Raw genomic sequence first — 26171 nt, 5'->3', positions numbered from 1 at the left:
AGCTAAAGGTGCTTGCTTCTTTTTTTTTGTTTTTGTTGAAATATATTTAGTGGTACACTATTAATAGTTCAAACTAAATAACTAGATTGTTGAAAGTAGGTTTTAAGTAATGAAGAAAATGGCATTATCCTTCGCAGTCGTAAGTTTATTACTGGGAGCTTGTAGTAACAATAGTAATACGATTAGTAAGAAGGATGAAGTTATACAAAAAGATACAAAAGAAAAAAGTATGATTCCGAGAACTGCTGTTTCTAAAGATTATTATAGAACTGTTATTCCTTTAAAAGAACAAAAGGTTATTAATACAGCTAATATAAAAACAAATTCTAAATTAGATTTAGCAGAGTATGAAAATGGTTTAATAAATATTGCAACGCAGCAATTTGATACAGAGAGTCACGTACTGCAATTAAACCAGTATATTCCAGAGAAACTAATTGATGAACTAGTTGCGAAAGTAGAAGCGCCAGTTTTGACAAATATTATAGAACAAGATTATTTCGGAAAACAGAATTCAAATGAATTAAGTTTATCTGGTGTTATGATTGGCTTAGCTATGTCTTCAAGTGTATCGAATGAAGAGGCTATGTCTAAAGGGACTGAAGTTGCTAAACAACTTATTGAAGCTATTAACAAAAATGATAAATATAACAAATCTCCAATTACGTTTGCTATCTTTAAGCAAGAAAGTACAAGTTCTTTAAAAAATGGTACGTATATTGCTAGTGCTACTGTTCAAAAGAATGATACGAACCTTGGAAATTGGAGTACGATCGATGAAAAGTCGTATTCATATCCTTCTGATGAATTTACACAAGCACATGGAGAAGATAATACAAAAATAAATAACTTTGCTAAGGAAATAAAAGGTTTTTCTAATGGAGATTTTATTCCAGTCAACGCTAAAGTTTCTTATAAGAAAGATCAAATGGATACATTAAATATGAATATTGTTATTAAATATAACGGTAAAACAGAATTAATGGCTCTTACCCAATTGGCTGCTCAAGGCATGTTAGACAAATTGCCTAAAGATGCGAAAGTACAATTACAGATCAAGTCCGAGAGTAAAATTGAGGCCGTTATTATAAAAGAGAAAAACAGTGATAAACCGTTTGTTTCCTTCTTGTAAAAAAAGACAGTATGTAAACTGTCTTTTTTTTATTTTAAATGAAAATATATAATGTTTTTTGATAGTAATTCCTTGCTGTATATCGTGTGACAATCGTATATGTATCAGCTATAATAAATTATCTTAAAAAAGTAACATATAGGAATTTGAAAGAGGTGGCTTTCTTATGGCATCACAACAATTAGGTCGTTTACGTTCTGAAATTGATCAACTTAATTTACAAATATTAGAGTTACTAAACGAAAGAGGTCGTCTCGTACAAGAAGTTGGTAATTTAAAAGAAGTACAAGGTGTGAAACGTTTTGATCCTGTACGTGAAAGAAATATGCTGGATTTAATTGCAGAGAATAATAATGGTCCATTTGAAACTTCGACTTTACAACATATTTTCAAACAAATTTTTCAAGCTGGTTTAGAATTACAAGAAGACGATCATCGTAAAGCATTACTTGTTTCTCGTAAGAAAAAAACAGAAGATACGATTGTTGAAATTAATGGTGAAAAAATTGGTGACGGAAATCAGCATTTTATTATGGGACCGTGTGCAGTGGAAAGTTATGAACAAGTACGTCAAGTTGCTGAAGCAATGAAAGGGCAAGGTCTGAAATTAATGCGTGGTGGTGCGTTTAAACCACGTACTTCACCGTATGATTTTCAAGGTCTTGGATTAGAGGGATTACAAATTTTGCGCCAGGTAGCAGATGAATATGATTTGGCTGTTATTAGTGAAATTTTAAATCCGAATGATATTGAGATGTCATTAGATTACGTTGATGTTATTCAAATTGGCGCTCGCAATATGCAAAACTTTGATTTGCTAAGGGCAGCTGGTGCTGTGAATAAACCAGTATTATTAAAACGTGGTCTATCAGCAACGATTGAAGAATTCATTAATGCGGCAGAATATATTATGGCAAAGGGAAATGGGAACATTATTTTATGTGAACGAGGTATTCGCACGTATGAAAGAGCGACGCGTAATACGCTTGATATTTCCGCTGTGCCGATTTTAAAGAAAGAAACACATTTACCTGTCGTTGTCGATGTAACGCATTCTACAGGGCGACGTGACCTTCTCTTACCAACTGCAAAAGCAGCGATGGCAATTGGTGCAGACGCAATTATGGCTGAAGTACATCCAGATCCAGCTGTAGCTTTATCTGATGCAGCGCAACAAATGAATATACCGCAGTTCAATGATTTTATGAATGAATTAAAATCATTTGGAAGTAAATTATAAAAACTTTTAATGAGCTGTTCCAAAAAGGCATTTTGGAACAGCTTTCTCCTATTGTATAGCGACTGTCATTGTCGATTTTTGTTGGTAAGTTGATATATTTAAAAAATCGCTGATATAATTAGAGTTGCGGTCGATATATTTGGAAAATCGCTGATATATTTCGAGTTACAGTCGATATATTCGAAAAATCGCCGATATAAATTTCATTTACTATCGTACTGCTTAAAATAAGATTTCTACTAAGGAAACATCTATTTTTTTACAAAAAATGCCCTTTTTTCATAAAAAATACGAAAATACGAGAAAAGAAGCGAATTTTTTCGAAACTTTTGCGGGAAAATATTGTATGAGCCTGCGTTTTTATCGTATCATTAGTAAAAGGAAGAACTCGGGACGATTGGTGGCATCTGCAAATAGAGTTGATGTCTTTTTTTCATTCAAGTAACCGATACATAAAAATAGATAACAAAAATAGAAGGAGTGTGCGATGAGATGAACGTAACAATATATGATGTAGCGCGTGAAGCGAACGTTTCAATGGCTACCGTATCACGCGTTGTGAACGGTAACCCAAATGTAAAGCCTACAACAAGAAAGAAAGTATTAGAAGCAATTGATCGTTTAGGATACCGCCCAAATGCGGTAGCACGTGGACTAGCAAGTAAGAAGACAACTACAGTAGGTGTTATTATTCCTGATATCTCAAATACGTTTTATGCAGAACTAGCTCGTGGAATTGAAGATATCGCAACAATGTACAAATATAACATCATTTTAAGTAACTCTGACCAAAACAAAGAGAAAGAGTTCCATTTATTAAATACGATGCTTGGAAAACAAGTGGACGGAATTGTTTTCATGGGTGAAGATATTACAGACATTCACATTGAAGAATTTAAAAAATCTCCAGTACCAATTGTATTAGCAGCATCATTTGATGAGCAAAATGAAACGCCATCAGTAAATATTGATTATACACAAGCAGCTTATGATGCAATGAAGCACTTTATCGAGCAAGGACATAAACGTATCGGTTTCGTCTCTGGTCCTTTCATTGATAAAGCGGGAAGCGCGAAGAAGTTACAAGGTTATAAAAAAGCTTTAGAAGAAGCAGGTATTTCATATGATGAAAATCTTGTAATCGATGGAGATTACACATATGACTCAGGTATCGAAGCATTCGAAAAGCTTTGTAGCAATGATGAAAAGCCAACAGCAATCTTCGTATCTTCTGATGAAATGGCACTAGGTGTAATCCATGCAGCACAAGACGCTGGATTAAACGTACCAACTGACGTAGAAGTACTTGGTTTCGATAATACACGCCTTGCATTAATGGTTCGTCCGCAGCTTTCAACAGTTGTTCAACCGATGTATGATATCGGTGCAGTAGCAATGCGTCTATTAACAAAGTATATGAACAAAGAAAAAGTGGAAGATCACACTGTTATCTTACCTCACCGTATCCAATTTAGAGATTCAACGAAGTAAGTATAAAAAAGCTCACAGCGATTGCTGTGAGCTTTTATTCGTATTCAGGATAGTATTTTTGTACGACTGCATTTACCATTTCGTCTTTCTTAACGTGTAAAAATCTTGCATACAATTCTTTTCCAGTTTCAAATGGGGTATCGTCTAATTCAAACACATGCAATAGTTTTCGAAACGTCCATGTTATTTGCTGGCCGTACTTATTATCGTACGTATGCTCAGACTGTATAGCGATTTGTTCGCCTAGTGCATGAGCTTCTTCCAAACTGTTTGCTTTAACAAGAATAATACTTTCTTCAAAAAGTGTATCGTGATTCTCTTCATAATACTCATCAATTTTCGTAGAATCAGGCTCACTAGAATGAACAGACTCAAACAATAATTTTACAGCGTACATATTATGCTGCATGGTTCACTTTATAAATAATACTTGCGACAAGCGAAGCAGGTATTGTAAATACGTTACTTTGATAATGGTAATGTACTTGGGATTCTTCATAAGACATGTTGTCATATAGTTCGTTTTGTGAGACACTCATTTTTTTCTGTTTTTCTTTGAGCATTTTAATGTAGTTGTACTGTATTGGGACGAGAATGATGAAATAAGCTAATACGATTAGTGAAATCCAAATCATTATGAACACTCCCTTATAAAGAATATTTCTATATAACAATTATATCAATAAAAGGAAAAAATAACCATTTTTTTGTTGGAGCTAATTTTCTTCTAAAAATGCAAACAGTTCCTTTTGGTTTTTTAAATTGTGATCAATACATGTTCGAGCAACATATTTCAATCCTTGTAATAATGCATCTACGTGAAAAGTATCATAATGAATTATATTTCCCTCTACCATCGTTTCGTCTTTTTGCAAGTTAATTGATATTTTTAGTACAGTTATATTACTTTGTAAATTTACAACTTCGATGTAAAAAAACTGTTTGTCTAAGTCAATCGTAACATAATCGAATCGTTCGGATAGCTCTAATTTATATGTAGTAGTATATTCCAAATGAAAGCCTCCTTATTGTATAAGTGTATGTTATAATGCCTTCGCTATAGATGGGGCTATTCCTTGTTATATGTCACATAAGTGCAAATTTAACTATTATAGGGCAATGTCATGTATAATAGAAAGAAAAGGCTTGTGAGGGGGGAAAAGAGATGATCGTTCTTTGGATAATTACGCTTTGTATGACTGCTATTTTTGCATATATGACGTTAAAACAAAATGGTTTAAAGCGATTTGTTCCAGGAAGTATTCTTGCAGGAATTGCCCTTATCACGTATGTAATTTCTATTTTTATTGAAAGTGTATCAGTAGATATGAGCACAAGTTTAATGTTTATTGGTATTACACTATTTGCAGGTAGCATTATGGTACTTATGGTTGCTGGTATTATTTTATTTATTCATATGAATTCGGAAACGTTATAGCATATAGAAAAGGCATGTCCTGAGGGGACATGCCTTTTTATCCGTTCAATTATGCTCTATCTTTAGAAGAGTTTTGCTGTTTTAGTAAGTCGCGAATTTCGCCAAGAAGTTCTTCTTCTTTTGTTGGTTCTGGAATTTCTTCCTCTTTTTCTTCTTCTTTTTTAGATGTTAGTTTGTTGAAAACTTTAACAAACATAAAGATAGAAGCTGCGATAATTAAGAAGTCAAAAATTGTTTGGATGAAGTTACCATACATAACAGCAGATTTACCGTATCCAAAGTGTAAACTTGTAAAGTCAACGCCACCTAATACCATACCAAGTAATGGTGTGATGATATCTTTTACTAAAGAACTAACGATTTTACCGAATGCAGCACCGATTACAACCCCGACAGCTAAATCAACGACATTCCCTTTGAAAGCGAATTTTTTAAACTCGTTCCACATGTGTTAATCCCATCCTTTCCACGATTCATTATGAAATTTATAATTCCTATCAACATATTCTATAGAAATTTACGAGAGAAATAAAGAGGGAATGGGAATGAAAGTAAATTCTGAAAAATGTATCCGTTTTAATTTTTGTTTACATCATCTAGTAAAGATTGTAGCATTTGCTGCGTTTTTAATCCTTCTAATCCATCTACAACAGGCTTTGTATCGCCTTGTACACACTCAATAAAATGATGAACAGCATCTTCAAAACCACGTTGTTTTAACGTCGTATCCCATGATGGGGAACCACTTTGTGAAACTGAGTTTTCCTGTTCAATTTCAAATGTATTCATATTTTTTACGCGAATGATTTTCCCTGGCGTTACAAGTTCAATTTTTTCTAAATTTGTACCGGCATGGCGATGCATTGCAGTAGAAAGTAACAGTCCACTTGGAGTTGTATATGTATGATGTCCGTAAAGAAGTTCATTCTTTTCATTGATTTGCATCATATTGTGAACGGCGTTAAGGTCATCATTAGCTAACCAGCGAGCGGTATCTACAATGTGTAAATAATCATCTAACATAGTGAAGTCGTACGTATATGGCCCGACTTTATTTGTACGATGCTTTTCAATTCGAATCCATGAAATATCATTAGCCTGTTCTTTGGCAGCGACATACATAGGAACGAATCTGCGATTAAATCCGACCATTAATTTTCGGTTATACTTCTCGCTTAACTCGACTAGTTGCTCAGCTTGTTCCACTGTAGCTGCGAGCGGTTTATCAACATAAACGTCGATCCCTTTTTTTAGAAGTTCAGAAACGATTTCATAATGCGATGCAGTTGAACTATGAACGAAGATTGCATCGCATTCCGAAGCTAACATTTCAATAGAATGAAAGTCTTGAATTCGGTATTGCTGGCAAACTTGTTTTCTTTTCTCTGCGTTAGGTGTAAACGCCCCTACAAAATTCCAATCAGTTTCTTTTGTAAGTGTTGGAAGATAGGCCTTTTGCGCAATACTTCCAAGTCCAATCATCCCAATTTTAGGTTTGTTCATGTTTATTCCCACCCTATTAATATTAATGTAACGGCTTAAATGTAGCATAGGGTGGGGGAGGAAGGCAAAAATTAGCTTTTTACTTACGGCCTTCTAACAAAATCTTCTCTATCTCCTCAAAGTGATGAGCGCGAGCATGCTCTAGCGGGGTAACACCATCATTGTCTGGAATATTTACATCTGCACCGTGCTCAATAAGAAGGCGAATGACTTGTTGCTGTGTTTCGTTTCCGTTACTTAGTACGATGGCTTCCATTAAAGCTGTCCATCCCAGGTTATTTACATGATTTACATCAATATTTGTTCGAGTGAGGAGTTCTTTTATGACGTCAATATAGCCATGTTCTGAAGCTGGGATAAGAGCTGTTCCGCCGTAACGATTTGTAATCGTAGGATCTGCACCAGCATCAATTGTTAGTTTTAAAATGTCTAAGTAACCTTCCGCACCGGCGTATAGAAAGGGATTATTTTTCATGTCATCTTGAATATTTACGTCAGCACCGGCTTTGATAAGCGCCTTTGCGGTTTTTACATCATTTTTGTATGTAGCAATCATAAGCGGAGTGCGTCCTTGACTATCCGTCGCATTTATATTTGCGCCTTGTTTTAGTAAAGATATAACAGTATTCGTTTCATTTTTTTCAGTAGCTGCTAGTAGTGCAGTCTCCATGTTTGCCATCTCCTTTTTTACTTCTTGTTCTTGCGAGCATCCTTGTAAAAAAATTACGCAACATATCATACTGAATGTTTTTTTGAACATGGAATTTCAACCTCCTAATTTCAACTGTAAAATAGGAACATTAAATTTTTATAAACTGACGCTAAAATTACTATAAAATCGCTTGAGTAATTGAACATATATTTTTATGCTTATAAATAATAAGGTTTGATAAAGTGAGGATTTAAGATATGTCTATTAAAACAAGGTTTTTATTTTCTTATATTGCTGTTATCCTCGTTTCCATTACGCTTATATTAGTCGCGGGATTTTTAATCGTTTTTTCGATAACAGGTGACTTGGAAGCAGTGAAAAATTTCTATAAAAGTTCTTATATTCAAAAGCCGCTTACACCAGAAGAAGAGAATGCCTATCTTGAGTTGAAGTCAGCAGCTAAACAGCATCAATCTCAGTTGTTAGATGAGTCGTTTGTCTCAGCAATAGAAAAAGAGGGTGTGAAAATAGTAGTAAGAAAAGGAGAAACACTTTCATATGCTTCAAACGTATTTGAAAGTGTATCTTTAAAAGAAGCCCTTCCGAAATTTGAATCAGCAAATATTAATAGTCGTGGTACAACGGAACTAGGCGATACATTTTATCGATATGTAAAGTTTGATTTTTATTTTCCTCAGGAAGAAGAGGGAAGTATATTTGTATTAAAAAAGCAAAGTTCATTTGTAGATCTTACACAAAAATTATTTCCAATCTTATTTGTATCTCTCTTACTACTAGCCATTTTACTCATTGGATTATTAAGTTACCTCGTTTCAAGAAGTGTAATAAAACCAATTTTTGTATTGAAAGGCGCAACGGAGAAAATTAAAGAAGGAAATTTAGATTTTCAAATACCAGTTACATCACACGATGAAATAGGGCAATTAAATCAAGGATTTGAGGAAATGAGGAAGAGATTAAAAGAATCGATAGAGATGCAAACACAGTATGAAGAAAATCGAAAAGAGCTTATTTCAAACATCTCTCATGATTTAAAAACACCGATTACATCAATTATCGGATATGTAGAAGGAATAAAGGACGGAGTAGCAAATACGCCAGAAAAAATGGATAAGTATTTAACAACTATCCATACGAAGGCAAAACATATGGACACACTCATTGATGAACTCTTTTTGTTTTCGAAGCTCGATTTGAATCGAGTTCCCTTTCAGTTTGAAACGGTTGAATTAAATATGTTTATGCAAGAGTTAATCGAAGAGATGCAAATGGATTTAAGTAAAGAAGGTATAGAAGTTAACTTGCAATTACATGCATCACCACTATATGTAACGGCTGATTGCGAAAAGATAAATAGAGTTATATCAAATTTAATTCATAATAGTGTGAAATACATGGATAAAGAAGAGAAGAAAATTACTGTAACAGTATCGAGTAATAATAATAAAGTTATTGTGAAAGTGATGGACAATGGATCAGGTATAGAATCTGATACGCTACCTTATATCTTTGAACGTTTTTATCGTGCAGAACAATCGCGGAATTCTAGCACAGGTGGAAGTGGACTTGGTTTAGCAATAGCGAAGCAAATTGTTGAAGAACATGGCGGGAAAATTTGGGCGGAAAGCGAGCTTGGTAAAGGCACAAGCATTTTCTTCTCATTGGAAAAAGTAGAGGAATGTGGTGAGTAAATTGAAAAGAATTTTACTAATAGAAGATGAAGTAAGTATTGCAGAATTACAGCGAGATTATTTAGAAATTAATGATTTCCAAGTTGATGTAGAGCATTCAGGAGAAATAGGTTTACAAACAGCCTTGCAAGAAGACTATGATTTAATTATTTTAGATATTATGCTTCCGAAAATGAACGGATTCGAAATTTGTAAACAAATACGTGCTGTAAAAGATATTCCGATTCTACTTGTTTCAGCAAAAAAAGAAGATATAGATAAAATTCGTGGACTCGGATTAGGAGCGGATGATTATATAACGAAACCGTTTAGTCCGAGTGAATTAGTCGCAAGAGTAAAAGCGCATATTGCCCGTTATGAAAGATTATTAGGAAATGTAAGTAAGCAACGTGATACGTTATATATTCACGGAATTTCTATCGATCAACGAGCGAGAAAAGTTTTTATAAACAATGAAGAAGTGGCATTTACAACGAAGGAATTTGATTTATTAACATTCTTTGTCACACATCCAAACCAAGTATTAAATAAAGAACAGTTATTTGAACGCATTTGGGGATTAGATTCCGCTGGTGATTTAGCCACTGTTGTCGTCCACATTAGAAAGCTACGTGAAAAAATTGAAAGAGATCCTGCTCACCCGCAATATATTGAAACTGTATGGGGAGCTGGTTATCGTTTTAACGTGTAATATACCTGCCGAGTAATTGGCAGGTTTTTTGTATGTTATTCGAATGAAAAGGAAGAAATAGGTAATTTTGTTAAAATGTAAAGAGAAACAAAACAGAGGAGAGCATAGGGAGCGAGCTATATGTTGGGGGATATATTAAAAGATAATAAATCAAATAAGACTTTAAAGATTGGAACTAATATCGTACTTATCTTATTGATTATTGGTGCAATACAAATGTTTTATGATGAAGATTCTACGAATGATCATTTCGGTTGGTTCTTTTTTGCGATCTTTTGGGTAATTAAAAGCATTTCTAGCTCTAAGGTAAGTTTAAAAGATAGAGATAAAAAGTCGGTATTACTTGATGTGGGTTTAGTGGTTATTTCTTTTGTTTTTTTAGTTGTTTTTAGTGTGAAATATTTCTTTTGAAAAAAGCTCATAGTCGTATAGAGGCTATGAGCTTTTTATCAGTGTTTAGGTTTTCTTAATAATAATGGTACTAACGATTTATAAAATGTTTGAGTAGTAGAAGTAAACTGAGCAGCTTCTTCTAAAAAAGGATAATGGTTGCTGTTTTCGAATGGAATGAAGATAGAATTACGTATCCCATCATGTATCTCGATAGAATATTGAATTGGGCACTGTACATCATATCTTCCGCATATAATAAGTGTCTTTGTTTGGATGGAAGGTAAATTCTCTCTTAAATCAAATGAAGGATATTCATTGGCGAAAGCATTCATCCGGCTAATGGACATTGTTTTATTGATTGGTTTACAAAAATAAGAGTTGTAGTTTTCTGGTTTATACAATGATAATTTTGTTCTCTTAGTAGATAGTTCTTTCCGTTCTTCATTTGTAAGGTGAGGGCTTTTTAAGTTTTCGATGAGTTTTTGCATATAATGAAACTGTGGATGTGCTGGGTGATAAATGCAGAATGGTGTTTCGGTATAGTTACTTGCTGCAGCTCCTGCTACGACTAATGATTGTAAGGAATGTGGATATGTAATTGCATATAAAAGTCCAAGCATACCACCTGTTGAATGGCCAGCGAAATGCCATGTTGGAAGTTGTAATGCTTCTCGTATGGCTTCCAAGTCGTGGATTGTTTCAATCATGCTTAATTCTTTTTCTGAATTGGCTTTTAACGAGTTACCAGCGTCTCGTAAATTAATGAGAAATACACGATGCGTAGCAGTAAAAACATCCGCAAAGTAATCACCAGTTTCATTAAATTGTGAATAGTGATGTGTAATACAAAGCGATTCGCCATCTCCTTTTGTAAAGAGTTCAAATGTACCACGTTTCGTGTGGATCATTTGTCGTTTCCACATAATATCACTACCTTTTCTCATAAAAGTTGGGCCAGGCTGTTATGAAATGAAAATATATCGGCGCATTTCGAAATATATCAGCGATTATTAAAATATATCGACTTACCGACAGAAACCGACAATAAATAAAAGGAGGCTATTCAAAAACGAGCCTCCTTTTCGTTTAGTACAAAGATTTTGTCATATTATTCCGAATAATTTCAAGGGATTTCGCTACAGTTAATGCGTTTTTTTCTTCAATTTCTGGTTTACGGGGGATAGGTTTATACATGTTGTCTGGATCTTCCCATGTGAGGGGAAGTTCTGTTTCTGCTTGTCCTTTCCAAGCTTCAATCCATTCTGGAGGGAGATAACCTGAGATGTTTTGGATGTTGTTCATTTCGAGCCAAATGAGTGCCCAAGCTCTTGGAACGACGCGCCAGTGATCATAGCCACCGCCACCGACAGCGATCCAGCGACCGTCGCAATATTCATTTGCAATTTCACGAGCGAGCTTCGGTATTTCACGGTAAATATTCATTGTCGCACAAAGATGTGTAAGTGGGTCATAATAATGTGCGTCAGCACCATTTTGCGTTAAAATAATATCCGGTTTAAAGTACGCTGCAACTTCTTTTACAACAGTTCGATATGATTTTAAGAACGATTCATCTTCTGTAAAAGCATCGAGTGGAACGTTAAAAGAATAACTATAGCCATTACCTTGTCCGCGTTCATTTACAGCGCCAGTTCCAGGAAATAAATAGCGACCAGTTTCATGTAATGAAATTGTGCATACGTTAGGGTCATCATAAAACGACCACTGTACGCCATCACCGTGATGAGCATCTGTATCAATATATAAGACGCGTAAACCGTATTTCTTTTGAATATATTTCATTGCGATAGAACTGTCGTTATAAATACAAAAGCCAGATGCTTTGCCGCGAAAGCCGTGATGTAAGCCGCCGCCCAAATTAAGTGCGTGTTTTACTTTTCCGGAAAGAACAGCATCGACAGCTGTTAACGTACCACCAACGAGCAATGCGCTTGCTTCGTGCATATTTGGGAACATCGGTGTATCTTCTGTTCCGAGTCCATATGTCATCGCAATTGATTTTTCTAACTTTCCTTCTCCAGCACGTTTTACCGCATTTATGTACTCCTCTGTATGAACGTAGGCGATCTCTTCATCTGTAGCCATCCGTGGTGAGATGATTTGAGAGGGAGAGATGAAACCGCCCTTTTGTAATAAATCATACGTAAGTGTGACGCGCAGTTGGTTAAAAGGATGATCAGGGCTAAATGAATAGCCCCGAAAGTCATCCGAATAAATAAACGCGCTACTCATGCTTGCATCCCCATGATGTTTGGCCATAATACGCGGTAGCCTTCTGCTTCAAGTGCATCAATCACTTTTAGAGGATTCATCGTTTGAATGCGGAAAACGAGTACTTTATCATTCTCGTCTTTTGCTGGGTAGACGAGAACACTCACGATATTTATTTGTAAATCACTAAAAATAGCAACGACTTTTCCAAGAATACCAGGTTCGTTTTTTACTTGAATTTCAATTTGCGAACTTGGTTGATGTGCTCCTGTTAATTTTACTAACGTGTGTAATACTGTAGATTCAGAAATGATTCCAACTAACTTCCCGGCCTTTGTAACAGGAAGACAGCCAATTTTATTTTCAAAAAATAAAGTAGCAATTTCCTCAACGAAATCGAGAGGATGGCAAGTCATAACAGGATGTTTCATAATAAGTTCGAGAGGTTGCTGTAGCATATCGAGTGAAACTTGTTCATCTAGAATAGACGGACTTGCATCTCTTACATCCCGATCAGAAATAATGCCTACGACGTGATTATTTTGATCGACAATTGGAATGTGCCGAATGCCTTTCGTGCGTATCGTTCGGATTGCTGTTTCGATTGTATCGTTTGGATGTAATGTAACTACATTTTGATTCATAATTTCTTCTACAATCATTCCAGTTGCCCCCTTTATTAATACATAAAACGATTGTGAAAACGTAGACGATCAAAAGCTTGAATAGAATCCGTATCAACGCGTTTACCGATGCGGACCATTAAACAGTTGGCAGGATGTGAACAAATTTCAGGATCGTCTGTAGCCATCCATTGTAACCCGCCAGCATTCATCATCTTCTCCATTACTTTTCGGTATTCCCACACATTCAATCCTGTTTGTTTCAAATCCCAGTGCCAATAATATTCAGTCGTCAATATAATGTAATCTTCCATATAATCGTCCATCATAGAAACCTCTAGTAAGTTCTTTCCGACAGAACTCCCGCGGAAGGCTGGGACTACTTCAATTGCTCCAAGCTCAATTAAGTTTTCCATTTTTCCTTCTGACCATCGTTCAAGTGGATCAGGATACAAGTATGTAACATATCCAACAATTGTTTGGTCATGTCTAGCAATAATGAGACGAGCTTCTGGTAATTTAGAAATTTCGACAATTGCTTTATATTGTTGCTCGGCAGGACGAAACGCAATTAAGTCTGGATGAAACTCATACATTTCTAAGTTATGTGTAGAGACAGGACCTTCAATAATTAAAGTGCCTTTCGCTGTTTTTAAGTTTCTAGCATTATATATTTTTTTATGAATCAATGTATTGCTCACCACCTTGAGGGTTTGTGAATCTATTAATATCGTACTTTATAATATATGCGATGTGAATCGAAATTTGTCATTAAAAATTTGTCTAAAAATCAACAAATATACTGAAAATTTTAAATAATGTCATTATAATAGATAATAGAATACATAGGAGGGGGATGTAAAGTATGAAAGTAGAAACGCTTCCTGTCATTAAAGGAGAAAATAATTTGCCGAATTATGATGAGGCATACGCGAATTTTAACTGGGAAGAGGTTAATAAAAACTTTACTTGGAATGAAACAGGCCGAGTAAATATGGCGTATGAGGCAATTGATAAGCATGCGAAATCCGATCGAAAGAATAAAGTAGCTCTTTATTATCAAGATGGATCGCGAAAAGAGAAATATACATTTAAGGAAATGAAGGATTTTTCTAATAAAGCAGGAAACGTCCTTAAGAATTATGGCGATGTAGAAAAAGGCGATCGCGTTTTTATTTTTATGCCACGTTCTCCAGAGTTATATTTCGCACTTTTAGGTGCAGTGAAATTAGGAGCAATTGTTGGACCGCTATTTGAAGCATTTATGGAAGGCGCAGTTCGCGATCGCTTAGAAGATAGCGAAGCAAAGGTGTTAATTACAACGCCTGAATTATTAGAGCGCGTACCATTAAATGATTTACCGGCTTTAAAAACAGTTTTCCTTGTTGGAGATAATGTAGAAGAAGGCGGTAAAACGGTAGCGTTCAATCCGTTATTTGAACAAGCTTCAAAAGAATTACATATTGAATGGTTAGGCCGTGAAGACGGTTTGATTCTACATTACACGTCTGGTTCTACTGGTAAGCCAAAAGGTGTGCTTCATGCGCAAAACGCAATGGTTCAGCACTATCAAACGGCGAAGTGGGTATTAGATTTAAAAGAAGACGATGTATATTGGTGTACTGCTGACCCGGGCTGGGTAACTGGAACAGCTTACGGTATTTTCGCACCGTGGTTAGTTGGAGCGTCAAACGTTATTTTAGGTGGACGCTTTAGTCCAGAAGCTTGGTATGAAGCACTGCAAGATTACGGTGTGACGGTTTGGTACAGCGCACCAACAGCATTCCGTATGTTAATGGGAGCTGGACAAGACGCAATTAAAAAATATGACTTATCACAAGTTCGTCACGTATTAAGCGTTGGTGAGCCGTTAAATCCAGAAGTAATTCGCTGGGGTATGAATGCATTTGGACTTCGTATTCATGATACGTGGTGGATGACAGAAACAGGTGGACAAGTAATTTGTAACTACCCTTGTATGGAAATCCGTCCAGGTTCAATGGGTAAACCAATTCCAGGTGTGAAAGCAGCGATTGTTGATAATGAAGGAAATGAAGTGCCTCCTTACACAATGGGTAACTTAGCAATTGCGAAAGGTTGGCCATCTATGATGCGCGGGATCTGGAATAACCAGCAAAAGTATGAATCTTATTTCATGCCGGGAGATTGGTACGTATCAGGTGACTCTGCCTATATGGATGAGGATGGATACTTCTGGTTCCAAGGACGTATTGACGATGTAATTATGACGTCAGGTGAGCGCGTTGGTCCGTTTGAAGTAGAAAGTAAATTAATCGAGCATGCTGCTGTTGCAGAAGCTGGTGTAATTGGTATTCCTGATCCGGTGCGCGGCGAAATTATTAAAGCATTTATCGCACTTAGAGCAGGATACGAACCATCTGATGAATTAAAAGAAGAAATTCGTCAATTTGTAAAGAAAGGCCTAGCAGCTCATGCAGCGCCACGACAAATTGAATTTAGAGATAAATTACCGAAAACGAGAAGTGGTAAAATTATGCGCCGCGTATTAAAAGCGTGGGAGCTGAATTTACCAACAGGTGACTTATCAACGATGGAAGATTAAGAGAGAAAGGTCTGAACGAAAAATGTTCAGGCCTTTCTTTTTTATGATATCATGAACTCATATATATAAGTTAAAGGGGATAGTATGATGAAAACAGAAAAGGAAAAGATGATACTAGGAGAAATGTACATACCGGCTGATCCAGTTTTAGTACAAGAAAGAGAGCAAGCACGTATATTAACGAGAAAATTAAATGATACGCCAGAAGAGCAATTGAAAGAGCGTAGCGAAATCGTAAAAGAATTATTCGGAACGACAGGAGATAATATTCATCTTGAATCTTCTTTTAGATGTGATTACGGCTATAACATTCACGTTGGCGAAAATTTTTACGCGAACTTTGACTGTACGATTTTAGACGTATGCCCGGTAACAATCGGAGTGAACTGTATGTTAGCTCCAGGTGTTCACATTTATACAGCAACGCACCCGCTTGATCCAGTAGAGCGTATAAGCGGATCAGAATACGGAAAACCAGTTACAATTGGCGATAACGTATGGATTGGCGGAAGAGCAATTATTAATCCAGGTGTAACAATTGGAGACAATGCGGTGATCGCATCTGGTGCTGTCGTAACGAAAGATGTGCCTAATAATGTAGTAGTTGGCGGGAATCCTGCAAAGATTATAAAAAAACTAAAATAATATTTGAACGAAGTGCCTTCCTCTTCTGTATACATTTATGAAAGAATAGATGAGGGAGGCTTTTATATGTCTAATAAATTACTTCTTGCGACGTTGTAAAGGATTGACAAGAAGGGAAACCTGACCTCTATTTGACACGCCTATATAAATGATGGTATAAAGAAAAGTATATGAATAATTGAGCGTGGAAAGGGAGAAGTAGTGATCATTTCCCTGTTTTAGAGAGCTGATGGCCGGTGAAAATCAGCACATAGATGATCGCGAATTACGCCCCTAGAGCATCTTTTTTCGATTGAATTGTATTCAAAAGGGAAGAGACGGTGCTAAGCCGTTATGTAAATAAGGTGGTAGGCTTTTTTTGGTCTGCAACTAGGGTGGTAACGCGATAATCAAAATCGTCCCTTATTTGAAGGGGCGATTTTTTTATGTTTTTAACCTTCACGCCAGTAATGAACTTAAAGGAGAGTATGTAGGATATGGGTATTTTACAAGATCTTGAATTTCGCGGTCTAATTAATCAGCAAACAGACGCTGAGGGCCTTGAGCAATTATTAGAAAAAGAAAGCGTTAAATTATACTGTGGTTTCGACCCGACAGCGGATAGCTTACACATCGGTCATATGTTACCAGTATTAATGTTACGTCGTTTCCAATTAGCTGGTCACCAACCAATCGCACTTGTTGGCGGTGGTACTGGTATGATCGGTGACCCAAGTGGTAAAAAAGCAGAGCGTACATTAAATACGAAAGATACAGTTGCTTACTACACAGAAAGCATTAAAAACCAACTTTCAAACTTCTTAGAGTTCGAAAACGTGGACAACCCAGCAACAATGGCTAACAACTATGACTGGCTTGGTAACTTAGATGTCATTTCATTCTTACGCGATATCGGTAAAAACTTCGGTTTAAACTATATGTTAGCAAAAGATACAGTAGCATCTCGTTTAGAAACTGGTATTTCATTTACTGAGTTTAGTTATATGATTTTACAATCATACGACTTCCTAAACTTATACCAACACCATAAGTGCCGCCTACAAATCGGTGGTAGTGACCAATGGGGTAACATTACAGCTGGTCTTGAATTAATCCGTAAATCAGAAGAAGATGCGAAAGCATTCGGTTTAACAATTCCACTTGTTACTAAATCTGACGGTACGAAGTTTGGTAAAACAGAAGGCGGCGCAATTTGGTTAGACCCAGAGAAAACAACTCCTTACGAGTTCTACCAATTCTGGATTAACACAGATGACCGTGATGTTGTTAAATACTTAAAATACTTTACATTCTTATCTCATGAAGAAATTCTTGAGCTTGAGAAACAAGTAGCTGAAGCACCAGAAAAACGTGCAGCACAAAAAGCGTTAGGTTCTGAAATGACAAAACTTGTTCATGGTGAAGAAGCATTAGAGCAAGCGATTAAAATTTCAGCTGCATTATTCAGCGGTTCTGTAGCAGAACTAACTGCAAGCGAAATCGAGCAAGGATTCAAAGACGTACCATCTGTAGAACGTACTGCAGAAGATACAGTATTAATCGACTTACTTGTAGAAAGCAAAATCTCTCCATCAAAACGTCAAGCACGTGAAGATGTAACGAACGGCGCAATCTATGTGAACGGTGAGCGTACACAAGCATTAGACTACGTTGTAACAGAAAACGACCGCATCGAAGGTAAATTCACAATCATTCGCCGCGGTAAAAAGAAATATTTCTTAATTCGTTACTAATCCGAAACGAATATAAACAAATAGTACCCCGAATTGTAGGCTGAAAAGTTTATGATTCGGGGTTTTTATGTATGGATTTAAAACGCCACATCTTTTCTTTTGAATAGAATATAAAGAATTAATATGAGCATATAAAGTAAACTCACTAGCATAACGATAAATGCTGTTGGATAAAATTTTGCTGCATATATAAAGAAGTCGATTTGATAAATATCTTCGTAATTTGAAACGGTACCTTTAAAGTAATTCGTAAATTTAGCGCTATATTTCCATTCATCAGGATCATCTATTAAATTACTTCCCTGATACCAATTAATAAGTGCGGAAGTAATAAATAGCATAAATGAACTTCCGAGTTGAACCATTTGATTTATTGTCAAAAAGAATCCACCTCCCATTTTATGGTTATTATAGCGTGCATTCATATGCTTGTAACCATTTTGTTGTAATCTCCTTTTCGAGTTCATACGGAAATCACATGTAAGCGGTATGATAAATGTATAACAACTAGAAAGGAGTGGTAAAACAAAATGTCACTAGAAGCGCTCATTATTTTTTCTTTGCTAAATGCGGGTCAGCTTGCAGAGAATTCGAAGGTGGATGTACATAAAGAGCAGAAAGATGCTTATGTATATGTTCAGAAAGAGGAAAATAAATAATTTTATTTTATATATAAACGAAAAAAGCCAATCCACAGGATTGGCTTTTTGTCATTAACGAGAGTAGAACTCTACGATTAATGCTTCGTTGATTTCAGCTGGTAACTCAGAACGCTCAGCGTGACGAGTGTAAGTAGCTTCTAATTTGTCAGCATCGAAAGTTAAGTATTCTGGTACGAAGTTGTTAACTTCGATCGCTTCTTTAACAACAACAAGGCTGTTAGATTTTTCGCGAACGCTGATAGTTTGACCAGGTTTTACACGGTAAGATGGGATATCTACGCGAGCGCCATCAACCATGATGTGACCGTGGTTTACTAATTGGCGAGCTGCACGACGAGTGCGAGCTAAGCCCATACGGTAAACTAAGTTGTCAAGACGAGCTTCAAGAAGGATCATGAAGTTTTCGCCGTGCTTACCAGGCATTTTACCTGCTTGGTCAAATGTGCGACGGAATTGACGCTCAGTCATGCCGTACATGTGACGAAGTTTTTGTTTCTCTTGTAATTGTAAACCGTATTCTGAAAGTTTCTTACGTTGGTTAGGACCGTGAGGACCTGGTGCGTAAGGGCGTTTTTCTAATTCTTTTCCTGTGCCGCTTAGAGAGATTCCAAGACGACGAGACAGTTTCCAAGCTGGACCTGTATAACGAGCCATAGTTGACTCCTCCTTTAAAAATGTTTTTATTTACGTAAAATAAAAACAGACGTAATCGATATTTACGGGCATTTTGTTTTCATGTACCTTCGCTCCAGCAGCAGGGAGTTACGAGATACACCTCCGTAGAGGAACAAAATACAAACGATAAACTCACATTACAAGGCTGCCTTTTTATTTTACACAAACGCTATTATATCTTTTACCCAGAGTTTCGTCAAGCAAGTACGTTTTTGTTTTATGCATAAAAATTTTGGAAATTAATATAAGAAGGAATTTAAAACAATATAGAAGAAGAGATAGAAACACAAATAAAACGCTTACATAAAATGAAGGGAAACGTTCATCAAATTTTTATGGATGAATATGCGGCAATAAAAACATAAGGGGGATGTTTTTATGAAAAAGAAGCATATGGAGACAGCGTTAATTCATCACGGTTATAAACCTGAGGAACATAAAGGAAGTTTAACACCACCTTTATTTCAAACTTCTACATTTACATTTGAGACTGCGCAGCAAGGAGAGGCGAGTTTTGCGGGAGTGGATCCATCTTATATTTACTCACGGCTTGGAAATCCAACTGTGAAATTATTTGAAGAACGTATGGCGGTGTTAGAAGGAGGAGAAGAGGCACTTGCCTTCGGATCTGGTATGGCAGCTATTTCAGCGACTTTAATCGGTTTTTTAAAGGCTGGAGATCATATTATTTGTTCAAATGGATTATACGGATGCACGTACGGTTTTTTAGAAGTGTTAGAAGAAAAATTTATGATTACGCATTCGTTTTGTGATATGGAGACAGAGGTTGATATTGAAAATAAAATTCGCCCAAATACAAAGCTTATTTTCGTTGAAACACCGATTAATCCGACAATGAAATTAATTGATTTAAAACAAGTGATTCGGGTTGCAAAGCGAAATGGCTTACTTGTTATTGTTGATAATACATTTTGTTCACCTTATTTACAAAGACCGCTTGAGCTTGGCTGTGACGCTGTTGTGCATAGTGCGACAAAATATATTGGTGGTCACGGTGACGTTGTAGCAGGCGTAACAATTTGTAAAACGAAAGCATTAGCTGAAAAGATTCGCCTGATGCGAAAGGATATCGGCGGTATTATGGCACCGTTTGATGCGTGGTTATTATTACGCGGGTTAAAGACGTTAGCAGTAAGAATGGATCGTCATTGTGATAATGCAGAAAAAATTGTATCGTTCCTAAGAAAACATGATGCGGTAGAAGGTGTTTGGTATCCAGAAGGGGAGTTAGCATCTCGTCAAATGAAACGCGGGGGCGGTGTTATTTCTTTTTCAGTAAAAGGCGGAAAAGAAGAGACGCAAGCGTTTATTAATGATCTTCACTTTATTACAATTGCGGTGAGTTTAGGAGATACAGAAACGTTAATTCAGCATCCAGCAACGATGACGCACGCTGCGATTCCAGCTGAACTAAGAAAAGAAATGGGCATTTTCGATAATTTAATACGCTTATCAGTCGGTTTAGAATCGTGGGAGGATATCGTTTCTGATTTAGAGCAGGCATTAAAGAAAATATCTACTGTAAATCAATGAAAAAAGAGTGAGCTATCGGTTTTGTACAGGGCGTACTAAATCGATAACTCGCTCTTTTCTTTTTACATATGTTTTAGGAGTGTTTCCACAAACTTTTCTAAATAGCGCTGATCTACTTCATCAAAACGATTCTTTTCAGGACTATCAATGTCAAGTACACCAATGACAGCTCCTTCTTTCACAATCGGTACAACGATTTCTGAATTAGAAGCACTATCGCAAGCGATGTGACCTGGGAATTGGTGAACGTCTGCTACAAGCTGTGTTGTTTTCGTTTCAGCTGCTACGCCGCAAACGCCTCGTCCAAATGGAATGCGTACGCAAGCAGGCATTCCTTGGAACGGTCCAAGGACAAGCTGATTTCCTTCTGTTACGTAAAAGCCAACCCAATTAACGCGATCTAAAAATTGGTTTAATAATGCGGACGCATTTGATAAGTTTGCGACTACGTTTGATTCGCCAGTTAATAACGCATCCAGTTGTTTAATTACTGTCTCATATTGCTGCACGCGAGATCCTGCATAACTTTCTTTAGTAAACATGGAAACAGCTCCTTTTTTATCGAGATGTGTAAAATATTAGCAAAATACGATGTATTTCACATGACTTTGTCGATAGAAAATTAAAGGAATTTGTCTTAAAAGTCAAGAAATTTAAACTATAGCTGTTCAGTGAGGGGAAGTGAGCGCATGAAGCAGACGAAACAAAAAGTAATTGATGCGGCAATATCGTTGTTTAATACGAAAGGGTATGATGGAACATCGGTGCGAGACATTGCAAAGCGAGCGGATGTGAATGTAGCGAATATTTCATATTATTTTGCTGGGAAGCAAGGTTTATTAGAACAGCTTATTACTGATTTTTTAGAAGGATATATTCATGTGATTGAAATGTCGTTTGAACAGAGAGAGTATTTGTCGGCTAAAGATGTGATGGTGCAAATGGTGCGCGGGATTTTACGATATCAATTTGAAAATAGAGAACTAACACGTTTCTTCTACCGAGAGCTTTCGCTTGATACGACATTAATTCGTGAAGTGATGACCGTTTATTTTTCTAAAGAAAGATATTATATAGAACAAATGATTAGACAAGGACAAATGAAAAAAGAATTTCAGAAAGTATCATTTACAATGTTTATGACGCAATTAAAAGGTATGATAAATATGCCGTTTTTATATCCACAATATATATCAGAAGTACTGCATTCTTTCCCGTCTGAGACATTTTTCATAGAAATGTACACGAAAGAGATTGAGCAATGGATGGAACAAGCATTATGTAAGGCGAATATGTACCATGAATGGCCAAGAGCTGTTCATATGTGAAGAATCCCCACCTAACGAACTGAGGTGGGGATTTTTATGTTTACTTTTCTTTGCCATAAATTGTTACATAATAGCGCTATAATTGTTAATGCAGCTCCAGCGATTTCAATTTTATCGACTGTATAACCTCGAAAGATAGAACCGATCAGTGCAAGGATAGGAACTAAATTCATAAATAATATGCCGTTAATAGATGAAATATAGCGATTTCCCATATTCCAGCAAAATACAGCGATAACGCCTGCGATAATCGACATATAAAAGAGCTCAAAACGAACGCTCACAACTGTACGCAGTGACGGCATAGTAACTATATTTGTGTACGTTAAGAAAGTAACAATAACGATGAGTGAAATGGAGCCAAATAAACAAGTTAATGTCGTGTACCTAAGTGGTGACCAAGATTGAAAACGAGCACCCCCGTTTGTATAAATGACCCAGCAAGTAACGCCGCATAGCATCAATATATTTGTTGATAAGTGGCTTGCAGCTCCAAATAGTAATTCAATATTTCCTTTTGAAATGACAAGCATAACACCAAGTAATGCAACGAACATACAAAGGAATGTATAGTTTTGTGGGCGGCGATTTTGGGTTATCCATTGCAGTGATAAGGCAATCAGTGGCATAAGGGATTGAATCATAGCTGCATGGATTGCTCCGGAAGGTCCGGCAAGTTGCTGTCCGTAGAAAACGAGAAAACCATACCCCGCGAAACCGACTGTCCCGTAAAAGAATAGAGAAAGTGTTCTTTTTTCTAAGCGGAGTGAAGTCTTTCCTTCAGTAATTAATAGCAAAATAAGAAAAATAATAGCTGCTGATCCATAGCGAAGCGTTGTGAAGAAGAATGGATCGATAAATTGCAGAGCACTTGCCATTACAGGAAACATAAATCCCCAGGCAGTGACGGCGAGTAAGCATAGAAAGGATCCGAGTAGCATTTGTTTTTTGTTCAAGAGTATCTTTCCCCTTTACATTTCGTTATAGTAAGTTGATGAAATAAGTATAAAGAGTAATTGTTTATAGGAGGAAATATCGATTTCTTATAACGGTTATAACTTTTTGTTAGAGGTGTGTATGATGGATTTGGAGGCAGTACGATCGTTTATTGAAGTGAAGCATACGCGAAGTTTATCAAAGGCAAGTAAGATTTTACATATATCACAACCAGCGCTTAGTAAACAAATTCAAAAGTTAGAAGCGGATTTAGAGGTTACTTTACTTAAACGTTCTGCGCAAGGAGTAGAGTTAACGGAGGCAGGAGAGTTATTTATAAAAAGAATGTTACCGATTTTGGAGCAAATAAATGAAGTGAAAACAGAAATGAGGGGGTATCAAGAGAACCGGAAGTTTTCAATTGGTATACTACCGAGTTTAGCGGAGCATTACATATCAGAATGTAAAAATATATTAGGTGATGAGTTCGAAGTGGAATGGCAAATCGGGCATACGGAAGTATTAAGAGATTTATTTAAAGCGCGGGAGATTGACGCGATGTTCATCGATTCAGTAGTAGAAGGTGCTACGTATATAAAAGAAGTGCAACAAGAGAAAATTGTTTGTGCCGTTTCAAATAATCATCCGTACAAAGAGAAGATAGTCATTCAAATAGAAGAGCTGCACAATGAAAAATTAATTGTATATCCAGAAATATGTGATGTAAGGAAAATGATTATGAACATGTTTCATGAAATAGGTGTAAAACCAACTATAGCTGTGGAAACATCTTACGCAGAACCGATGCTTGCAATGGTAAAAGCTGGCCTTGGTATCACGTTACTTCCAGAAAGGGCAGTAGAGCAGTCTGTAAGGCAAGGAAATGTACATGTAATTTCTGTTGAACCACCACTCATGCGGAAAATTTATTTCGTATCCCATACGAAAGATTGTTTGTTATTACAATCATTTGAGGATAGGGAGTGAGGTAGGCGGAATATTGAGAAAGATTACAATCACATTGAAAGAAACATGAAATTTTAAAAAAAACTAGGTCAAAAACAAACCATTACATGGTATGATTAGTACATTGTTAGTTGTTAAATATAGGGGAATTCCCTTTTTATACATAATGCCTTCCATTTCATAAACGGAACGGACAAAAAAAGAGATATAACTAGGAGGCTTTTTTGCATGGATTCTATCCTGACGATCGTTATCATTGTAGTAAGCTCTATTCTAGTGCTGCTCATGATAGAGCTTGTGATAAGAAATCGTTCATATAAAGATATTGAAGCACTGGAGCAGTGGAAACAAGAGATAAAAGATAAACCTGTGGCAGATGAACTAAAACGGGTAAAAGATTTAAACATGACGGGTCAAACAGAAGAACTGTTTGGTAAATGGCGTGAAGAATGGGATGAAATTGTATCAACAACCCTTCCGAAAGCTGACAAAGATTTAGCGCAAGCGCGAAAATTCGCCTCGCAATTCTCCTTCCGAAAAGCAAAGCATGCGATGAACGAATCCATAAGTGGTTTAGATGACGCTGATAATCGTATTACAGGTGTTTTAAATGAATTACAGCAATTGTTAGAAAGCCATGAGAAAAATAGCTCGGAAATTGAAGGGTTACGTGATACATATCGTAGTATGAAAAAGAGTGTTCTTGCTCATAGACATATGTATGGAGCAGCAGAGCAGAAAATCGAAGAGATGCTAGACGCTGAATCTGAGAAATTTAAAACCTTTGAAGAAGCAACAAACAATGGCGACTATTTAAAAGCGAGAGAAATTGTTATTAGTTTGGAAGAAGGTTTAGCAGATTTAGAAATCATTATTCACCAAATTCCAGATTTATTGGTAGAGTGTCAAGCGACGTTACCAGTTCAGCTGGAAGATTTATTACACGGACATAATGATATGGTAAGACAAGGTTATGTATTAGATTATTTGGAAGTCCCTAAAGAAGTTCGCGATATGACGAAACAACTACAAACATGTTTAATGGATATACAGGAGCTTCATATAACAGAAGCGGCTGAAAAAGTAGAAAATTTAAAAACACGTTTAGATGGCTTCTACGATCAATTGGAACAAGAAGTACATGCGAGACATTATGTGGAGCAAAAAACACTTTCTGTTTACGATGACTTAGAAGAAATGCGTATCGAAACGATTGAAACGAAAACAGAAACACAACTTGTGAAACAAAGCTATCAGTTACAAGATAAAGACATTGAGTCTCAAAAAGTAATTGAAAAGCAAATGCACATTTTAACGAAACGTTTTGAAATGCTACAATTACGCGTTGCAGAACAAGATATTGCCTTCTCTATTATTCGTGAGGAACTAGAAGAGGTTTATGAGCAATGTGAAACGTTAAAAGTACTTCATGCAGAATATAAAGAAATGCTGCAAGCGATGCGCAAAGAAGAATTTGAAGCACGTGAGAAGTTACAAGAAATGCGAAATACTATTTTCGAAACGAAACGCTTTATGCAAAAGTCGAATTTGCCAGGTCTTCCAGAGAGTATTATGGAAGATTTAAAAAGAGGGCAAATGGCAATGCAAGCTGTATATGAACAATTAGAAGTGAAGCCGTTAAATATGAACGCTGTAAATAGCAGTTTAGAAGAAGCATACACAACTGTGAACGGTGTGGCTGAAATGACAGAAGAGTTAATTGGACAAGCATATTTAGTGGAAAAATTAATTCAGTACGGTAACCGTTACCGTAGTCATGATGAAAACCTAGCAGAAAGTTTAAATTATGCTGAGAAATTATTCCGTGAATATCAATATGATGCAGCTTTAGAACAAGCGGCTTCAGTATTAGAGCAACTTGAACCTGGCGTTGTTCAAAAAATAGCTGAATATGTAGACAATGAACAAACCCTTTCATAAAAGGGTTTGTTTTTTTGTGTAATTTTGCAGACGATGTTGC

At 36.3% G+C, this 26171-nt stretch carries 29 protein-coding genes and 1 other annotated feature; of the genes, 15 read left to right on the top strand and 14 right to left on the bottom strand.

The features are described 5' to 3' along the window. Nucleotides 1-109 precede the first annotated feature (109 nt). The 3 genes from ACTL4X_RS23620 to ccpA all read left to right on the top strand — a co-directional run bounded on the left by ACTL4X_RS23620 (nt 110) and on the right by ccpA (nt 3863). Nucleotides 110-1132, top strand: a complete 1023-nt coding sequence (locus ACTL4X_RS23620) for a CamS family sex pheromone protein (RefSeq protein WP_000738025.1) — start codon at nt 110-112, stop codon at nt 1130-1132. Between the two features lie 166 nt (nt 1133-1298). Then, entirely contained in the window at nt 1299-2372 is a 1074-nt protein-coding gene (locus ACTL4X_RS23615; protein ID WP_000168209.1) for a bifunctional 3-deoxy-7-phosphoheptulonate synthase/chorismate mutase, read from the top strand. A 492-nt stretch (nt 2373-2864) separates the two neighbouring features. Next, nucleotides 2865-3863 (top strand): catabolite control protein A, encoded by a 999-nt coding sequence (gene ccpA / locus ACTL4X_RS23610; protein ID WP_086402178.1) that lies wholly within the window; start codon nt 2865-2867, stop codon nt 3861-3863. Between the two features lie 34 nt (nt 3864-3897). Here ccpA and ACTL4X_RS23605 read toward each other — a convergent pair whose 3' ends face one another. The 3 genes from ACTL4X_RS23605 to dhp61 all read right to left on the bottom strand — a co-directional run bounded on the left by ACTL4X_RS23605 (nt 3898) and on the right by dhp61 (nt 4876). Next, complete coding sequence (locus ACTL4X_RS23605) at nt 3898-4260, bottom strand: DUF4288 domain-containing protein (RefSeq protein ID WP_002164415.1); 363 nt, start codon at nt 4258-4260, stop codon at nt 3898-3900. A 1-nt stretch (nt 4261) separates the two neighbouring features. After that, the gene (locus tag ACTL4X_RS23600; protein ID WP_000637903.1) at nt 4262-4498 is read right to left on the bottom strand and encodes a DUF3949 domain-containing protein; all 237 of its coding nucleotides are present in this window, start codon (nt 4496-4498) and stop codon (nt 4262-4264) included. An 81-nt stretch (nt 4499-4579) separates the two neighbouring features. Next, nucleotides 4580-4876: a protein Dhp61 gene (dhp61, locus tag ACTL4X_RS23595; RefSeq protein ID WP_000456864.1), complete on the bottom strand. Its 297-nt coding sequence runs from the start codon at nt 4874-4876 to the stop codon at nt 4580-4582. 152 nt (nt 4877-5028) lie between these two features. Between dhp61 and ACTL4X_RS23590 the strand changes: the two genes are divergently transcribed. Continuing rightward, nucleotides 5029-5301 carry a DUF3917 domain-containing protein gene (locus ACTL4X_RS23590; RefSeq protein ID WP_000636589.1) on the top strand — a complete coding sequence of 91 codons (273 nt, stop codon included), beginning with the start codon at nt 5029-5031 and terminating at the stop codon, nt 5299-5301. 49 nt (nt 5302-5350) lie between these two features. Here the strand turns inward: ACTL4X_RS23590 and mscL are convergent, their stop codons facing one another. The 3 genes from mscL to ACTL4X_RS23575 form a co-directional block, all read right to left on the bottom strand. After that, the gene (gene mscL, locus ACTL4X_RS23585; RefSeq protein WP_000267011.1) at nt 5351-5749 is read right to left on the bottom strand and encodes a large conductance mechanosensitive channel protein MscL; all 399 of its coding nucleotides are present in this window, start codon (nt 5747-5749) and stop codon (nt 5351-5353) included. A gap of 128 nt (nt 5750-5877) precedes the next feature. Then, complete coding sequence (locus ACTL4X_RS23580) at nt 5878-6804, bottom strand: Gfo/Idh/MocA family protein (protein ID WP_086402176.1); 927 nt, start codon at nt 6802-6804, stop codon at nt 5878-5880. A gap of 79 nt (nt 6805-6883) precedes the next feature. After that, a complete protein-coding gene (locus ACTL4X_RS23575) occupies nt 6884-7564 on the bottom strand; it encodes an ankyrin repeat domain-containing protein (RefSeq protein WP_000474105.1) in 681 nt (226 codons plus the stop codon). A 149-nt stretch (nt 7565-7713) separates the two neighbouring features. Here ACTL4X_RS23575 and ACTL4X_RS23570 point away from each other — a divergent pair, with 149 nt between their 5' ends. The 3 genes from ACTL4X_RS23570 (at nt 7714) to ACTL4X_RS23560 (ending at nt 10270) form a co-directional block, all read left to right on the top strand. After that, nucleotides 7714-9168, top strand: a complete 1455-nt coding sequence (locus ACTL4X_RS23570; protein WP_000023870.1) for a sensor histidine kinase — start codon at nt 7714-7716, stop codon at nt 9166-9168. Nucleotide 9169: 1 nt separating this feature from the next. Beyond that, nucleotides 9170-9859, top strand: a complete 690-nt coding sequence (locus ACTL4X_RS23565) for a response regulator transcription factor (RefSeq protein ID WP_001986686.1) — start codon at nt 9170-9172, stop codon at nt 9857-9859. A 120-nt stretch (nt 9860-9979) separates the two neighbouring features. Next, nucleotides 9980-10270 (top strand): hypothetical protein, encoded by a 291-nt coding sequence (locus tag ACTL4X_RS23560; protein ID WP_000900161.1) that lies wholly within the window; start codon nt 9980-9982, stop codon nt 10268-10270. Between the two features lie 38 nt (nt 10271-10308). Here ACTL4X_RS23560 and ACTL4X_RS23555 read toward each other — a convergent pair whose 3' ends face one another. The 4 genes from ACTL4X_RS23555 to acuA all read right to left on the bottom strand — a co-directional run bounded on the left by ACTL4X_RS23555 (nt 10309) and on the right by acuA (nt 13796). Further along, entirely contained in the window at nt 10309-11196 is an 888-nt protein-coding gene (locus tag ACTL4X_RS23555; RefSeq protein ID WP_137396700.1) for an alpha/beta fold hydrolase, read from the bottom strand. Nucleotides 11197-11338: 142 nt separating this feature from the next. Then, nucleotides 11339-12505, bottom strand: coding sequence for an acetoin utilization protein AcuC (gene acuC, locus ACTL4X_RS23550; RefSeq protein WP_000092826.1), 1167 nt, complete (start codon nt 12503-12505; stop codon nt 11339-11341). Continuing rightward, on the bottom strand, nt 12502-13146 hold the full coding sequence (locus ACTL4X_RS23545) for an acetoin utilization AcuB family protein (RefSeq protein ID WP_000634583.1): 645 nt from the start codon (nt 13144-13146) through the stop codon (nt 12502-12504). Before ACTL4X_RS23545 ends, acuC begins: the two co-directional genes overlap by 4 nt. Nucleotides 13147-13163: 17 nt before the next feature. After that, nucleotides 13164-13796, bottom strand: a complete 633-nt coding sequence (gene acuA / locus ACTL4X_RS23540; RefSeq protein WP_000581388.1) for an acetoin utilization protein acetyltransferase AcuA — start codon at nt 13794-13796, stop codon at nt 13164-13166. A 176-nt stretch (nt 13797-13972) separates the two neighbouring features. Here acuA and acsA point away from each other — a divergent pair, with 176 nt between their 5' ends. The 3 genes from acsA (at nt 13973) to tyrS (ending at nt 18069) form a co-directional block, all read left to right on the top strand. Then, complete coding sequence (acsA, locus tag ACTL4X_RS23535) at nt 13973-15691, top strand: acetate--CoA ligase (protein ID WP_000862049.1); 1719 nt, start codon at nt 13973-13975, stop codon at nt 15689-15691. Nucleotides 15692-15775: 84 nt separating this feature from the next. Continuing rightward, complete coding sequence (locus ACTL4X_RS23530; protein ID WP_002026426.1) at nt 15776-16336, top strand: maltose acetyltransferase domain-containing protein; 561 nt, start codon at nt 15776-15778, stop codon at nt 16334-16336. Between the two features lie 176 nt (nt 16337-16512). After that, nucleotides 16513-16742, top strand: a binding site (T-box leader). 70 nt (nt 16743-16812) lie between these two features. Beyond that, the gene (gene tyrS, locus ACTL4X_RS23525; RefSeq protein ID WP_000512076.1) at nt 16813-18069 is read left to right on the top strand and encodes a tyrosine--tRNA ligase; all 1257 of its coding nucleotides are present in this window, start codon (nt 16813-16815) and stop codon (nt 18067-18069) included. Between the two features lie 77 nt (nt 18070-18146). Here tyrS and ACTL4X_RS23520 read toward each other — a convergent pair whose 3' ends face one another. After that, on the bottom strand, nt 18147-18494 hold the full coding sequence (locus ACTL4X_RS23520) for a YjdJ family protein (RefSeq protein ID WP_000994182.1): 348 nt from the start codon (nt 18492-18494) through the stop codon (nt 18147-18149). A 105-nt stretch (nt 18495-18599) separates the two neighbouring features. Here ACTL4X_RS23520 and ACTL4X_RS23515 point away from each other — a divergent pair, with 105 nt between their 5' ends. Next, nucleotides 18600-18728 (top strand): hypothetical protein, encoded by a 129-nt coding sequence (locus ACTL4X_RS23515; RefSeq protein WP_000050944.1) that lies wholly within the window; start codon nt 18600-18602, stop codon nt 18726-18728. Between the two features lie 54 nt (nt 18729-18782). On the opposite strand, the gene rpsD is transcribed toward ACTL4X_RS23515, so the two are convergent. Further along, nucleotides 18783-19385, bottom strand: coding sequence for a 30S ribosomal protein S4 (rpsD, locus tag ACTL4X_RS23510; RefSeq protein ID WP_000135317.1), 603 nt, complete (start codon nt 19383-19385; stop codon nt 18783-18785). 399 nt (nt 19386-19784) lie between these two features. Here rpsD and megL point away from each other — a divergent pair, with 399 nt between their 5' ends. Then, the gene (megL, locus tag ACTL4X_RS23505; RefSeq protein ID WP_086402157.1) at nt 19785-20960 is read left to right on the top strand and encodes a methionine gamma-lyase; all 1176 of its coding nucleotides are present in this window, start codon (nt 19785-19787) and stop codon (nt 20958-20960) included. Between the two features lie 62 nt (nt 20961-21022). Here the strand turns inward: megL and ACTL4X_RS23500 are convergent, their stop codons facing one another. Beyond that, a complete protein-coding gene (locus tag ACTL4X_RS23500) occupies nt 21023-21502 on the bottom strand; it encodes a GAF domain-containing protein (RefSeq protein ID WP_000494340.1) in 480 nt (159 codons plus the stop codon). Nucleotides 21503-21649: 147 nt separating this feature from the next. Between ACTL4X_RS23500 and refZ the strand changes: the two genes are divergently transcribed. Beyond that, the gene (gene refZ, locus ACTL4X_RS23495) at nt 21650-22288 is read left to right on the top strand and encodes a forespore capture DNA-binding protein RefZ (protein ID WP_000814918.1); all 639 of its coding nucleotides are present in this window, start codon (nt 21650-21652) and stop codon (nt 22286-22288) included. Nucleotides 22289-22299: 11 nt separating this feature from the next. On the opposite strand, the gene ACTL4X_RS23490 is transcribed toward refZ, so the two are convergent. Continuing rightward, nucleotides 22300-23244: a DMT family transporter gene (locus ACTL4X_RS23490; RefSeq protein ID WP_061457762.1), complete on the bottom strand. Its 945-nt coding sequence runs from the start codon at nt 23242-23244 to the stop codon at nt 22300-22302. Nucleotides 23245-23368: 124 nt separating this feature from the next. Here ACTL4X_RS23490 and ACTL4X_RS23485 point away from each other — a divergent pair, with 124 nt between their 5' ends. Then, complete coding sequence (locus ACTL4X_RS23485) at nt 23369-24211, top strand: LysR family transcriptional regulator (protein WP_071740844.1); 843 nt, start codon at nt 23369-23371, stop codon at nt 24209-24211. A gap of 207 nt (nt 24212-24418) precedes the next feature. After that, on the top strand, nt 24419-26131 hold the full coding sequence (gene ezrA, locus ACTL4X_RS23480; protein WP_000377313.1) for a septation ring formation regulator EzrA: 1713 nt from the start codon (nt 24419-24421) through the stop codon (nt 26129-26131). Nucleotides 26132-26171 lie beyond the last annotated feature (40 nt).

This window comes from Bacillus sp. RE35 (assembly GCF_052146655.1).
GTDB lineage: Bacteria > Bacillota > Bacilli > Bacillales > Bacillaceae_G > Bacillus_A > Bacillus_A cereus.
Note: the sequence above shows the minus strand (reverse complement) of the source record. Positions and strands in the feature narration are given on the sequence as shown.

Coding starts and splice junctions, on each gene's coding strand:
- rpsD (WP_000135317.1), bottom strand. CDS start 19,385: ATGGCTCGTTATACAGGTCCAGCTTGGAAACTGTCTCGTCGTCTTGGA.
- ACTL4X_RS23590 (WP_000636589.1), top strand. CDS start 5,029: ATGATCGTTCTTTGGATAATTACGCTTTGTATGACTGCTATTTTTGCA.
- ACTL4X_RS23555 (WP_137396700.1), bottom strand. CDS start 11,196: ATGAGAAAAGGTAGTGATATTATGTGGAAACGACAAATGATCCACACG.
- ACTL4X_RS23500 (WP_000494340.1), bottom strand. CDS start 21,502: ATGTTTACTAAAGAAAGTTATGCAGGATCTCGCGTGCAGCAATATGAG.
- ACTL4X_RS23600 (WP_000637903.1), bottom strand. CDS start 4,498: ATGATTTGGATTTCACTAATCGTATTAGCTTATTTCATCATTCTCGTC.
- ACTL4X_RS23515 (WP_000050944.1), top strand. CDS start 18,600: ATGTCACTAGAAGCGCTCATTATTTTTTCTTTGCTAAATGCGGGTCAG.
- ACTL4X_RS23560 (WP_000900161.1), top strand. CDS start 9,980: ATGTTGGGGGATATATTAAAAGATAATAAATCAAATAAGACTTTAAAG.
- ACTL4X_RS23620 (WP_000738025.1), top strand. CDS start 110: ATGAAGAAAATGGCATTATCCTTCGCAGTCGTAAGTTTATTACTGGGA.
- mscL (WP_000267011.1), bottom strand. CDS start 5,749: ATGTGGAACGAGTTTAAAAAATTCGCTTTCAAAGGGAATGTCGTTGAT.
- megL (WP_086402157.1), top strand. CDS start 19,785: ATGAAAAAGAAGCATATGGAGACAGCGTTAATTCATCACGGTTATAAA.
- acsA (WP_000862049.1), top strand. CDS start 13,973: ATGAAAGTAGAAACGCTTCCTGTCATTAAAGGAGAAAATAATTTGCCG.
- ccpA (WP_086402178.1), top strand. CDS start 2,865: ATGAACGTAACAATATATGATGTAGCGCGTGAAGCGAACGTTTCAATG.
- ACTL4X_RS23530 (WP_002026426.1), top strand. CDS start 15,776: ATGATGAAAACAGAAAAGGAAAAGATGATACTAGGAGAAATGTACATA.
- acuC (WP_000092826.1), bottom strand. CDS start 12,505: ATGAGTAGCGCGTTTATTTATTCGGATGACTTTCGGGGCTATTCATTT.
- ezrA (WP_000377313.1), top strand. CDS start 24,419: ATGGATTCTATCCTGACGATCGTTATCATTGTAGTAAGCTCTATTCTA.
- ACTL4X_RS23615 (WP_000168209.1), top strand. CDS start 1,299: ATGGCATCACAACAATTAGGTCGTTTACGTTCTGAAATTGATCAACTT.
- tyrS (WP_000512076.1), top strand. CDS start 16,813: ATGGGTATTTTACAAGATCTTGAATTTCGCGGTCTAATTAATCAGCAA.
- ACTL4X_RS23605 (WP_002164415.1), bottom strand. CDS start 4,260: ATGTACGCTGTAAAATTATTGTTTGAGTCTGTTCATTCTAGTGAGCCT.
- ACTL4X_RS23520 (WP_000994182.1), bottom strand. CDS start 18,494: ATGAATGCACGCTATAATAACCATAAAATGGGAGGTGGATTCTTTTTG.
- refZ (WP_000814918.1), top strand. CDS start 21,650: ATGAAGCAGACGAAACAAAAAGTAATTGATGCGGCAATATCGTTGTTT.
- ACTL4X_RS23580 (WP_086402176.1), bottom strand. CDS start 6,804: ATGAACAAACCTAAAATTGGGATGATTGGACTTGGAAGTATTGCGCAA.
- ACTL4X_RS23570 (WP_000023870.1), top strand. CDS start 7,714: ATGTCTATTAAAACAAGGTTTTTATTTTCTTATATTGCTGTTATCCTC.
- ACTL4X_RS23485 (WP_071740844.1), top strand. CDS start 23,369: ATGGATTTGGAGGCAGTACGATCGTTTATTGAAGTGAAGCATACGCGA.
- ACTL4X_RS23575 (WP_000474105.1), bottom strand. CDS start 7,564: ATGTTCAAAAAAACATTCAGTATGATATGTTGCGTAATTTTTTTACAA.
- ACTL4X_RS23545 (WP_000634583.1), bottom strand. CDS start 13,146: ATGATTGTAGAAGAAATTATGAATCAAAATGTAGTTACATTACATCCA.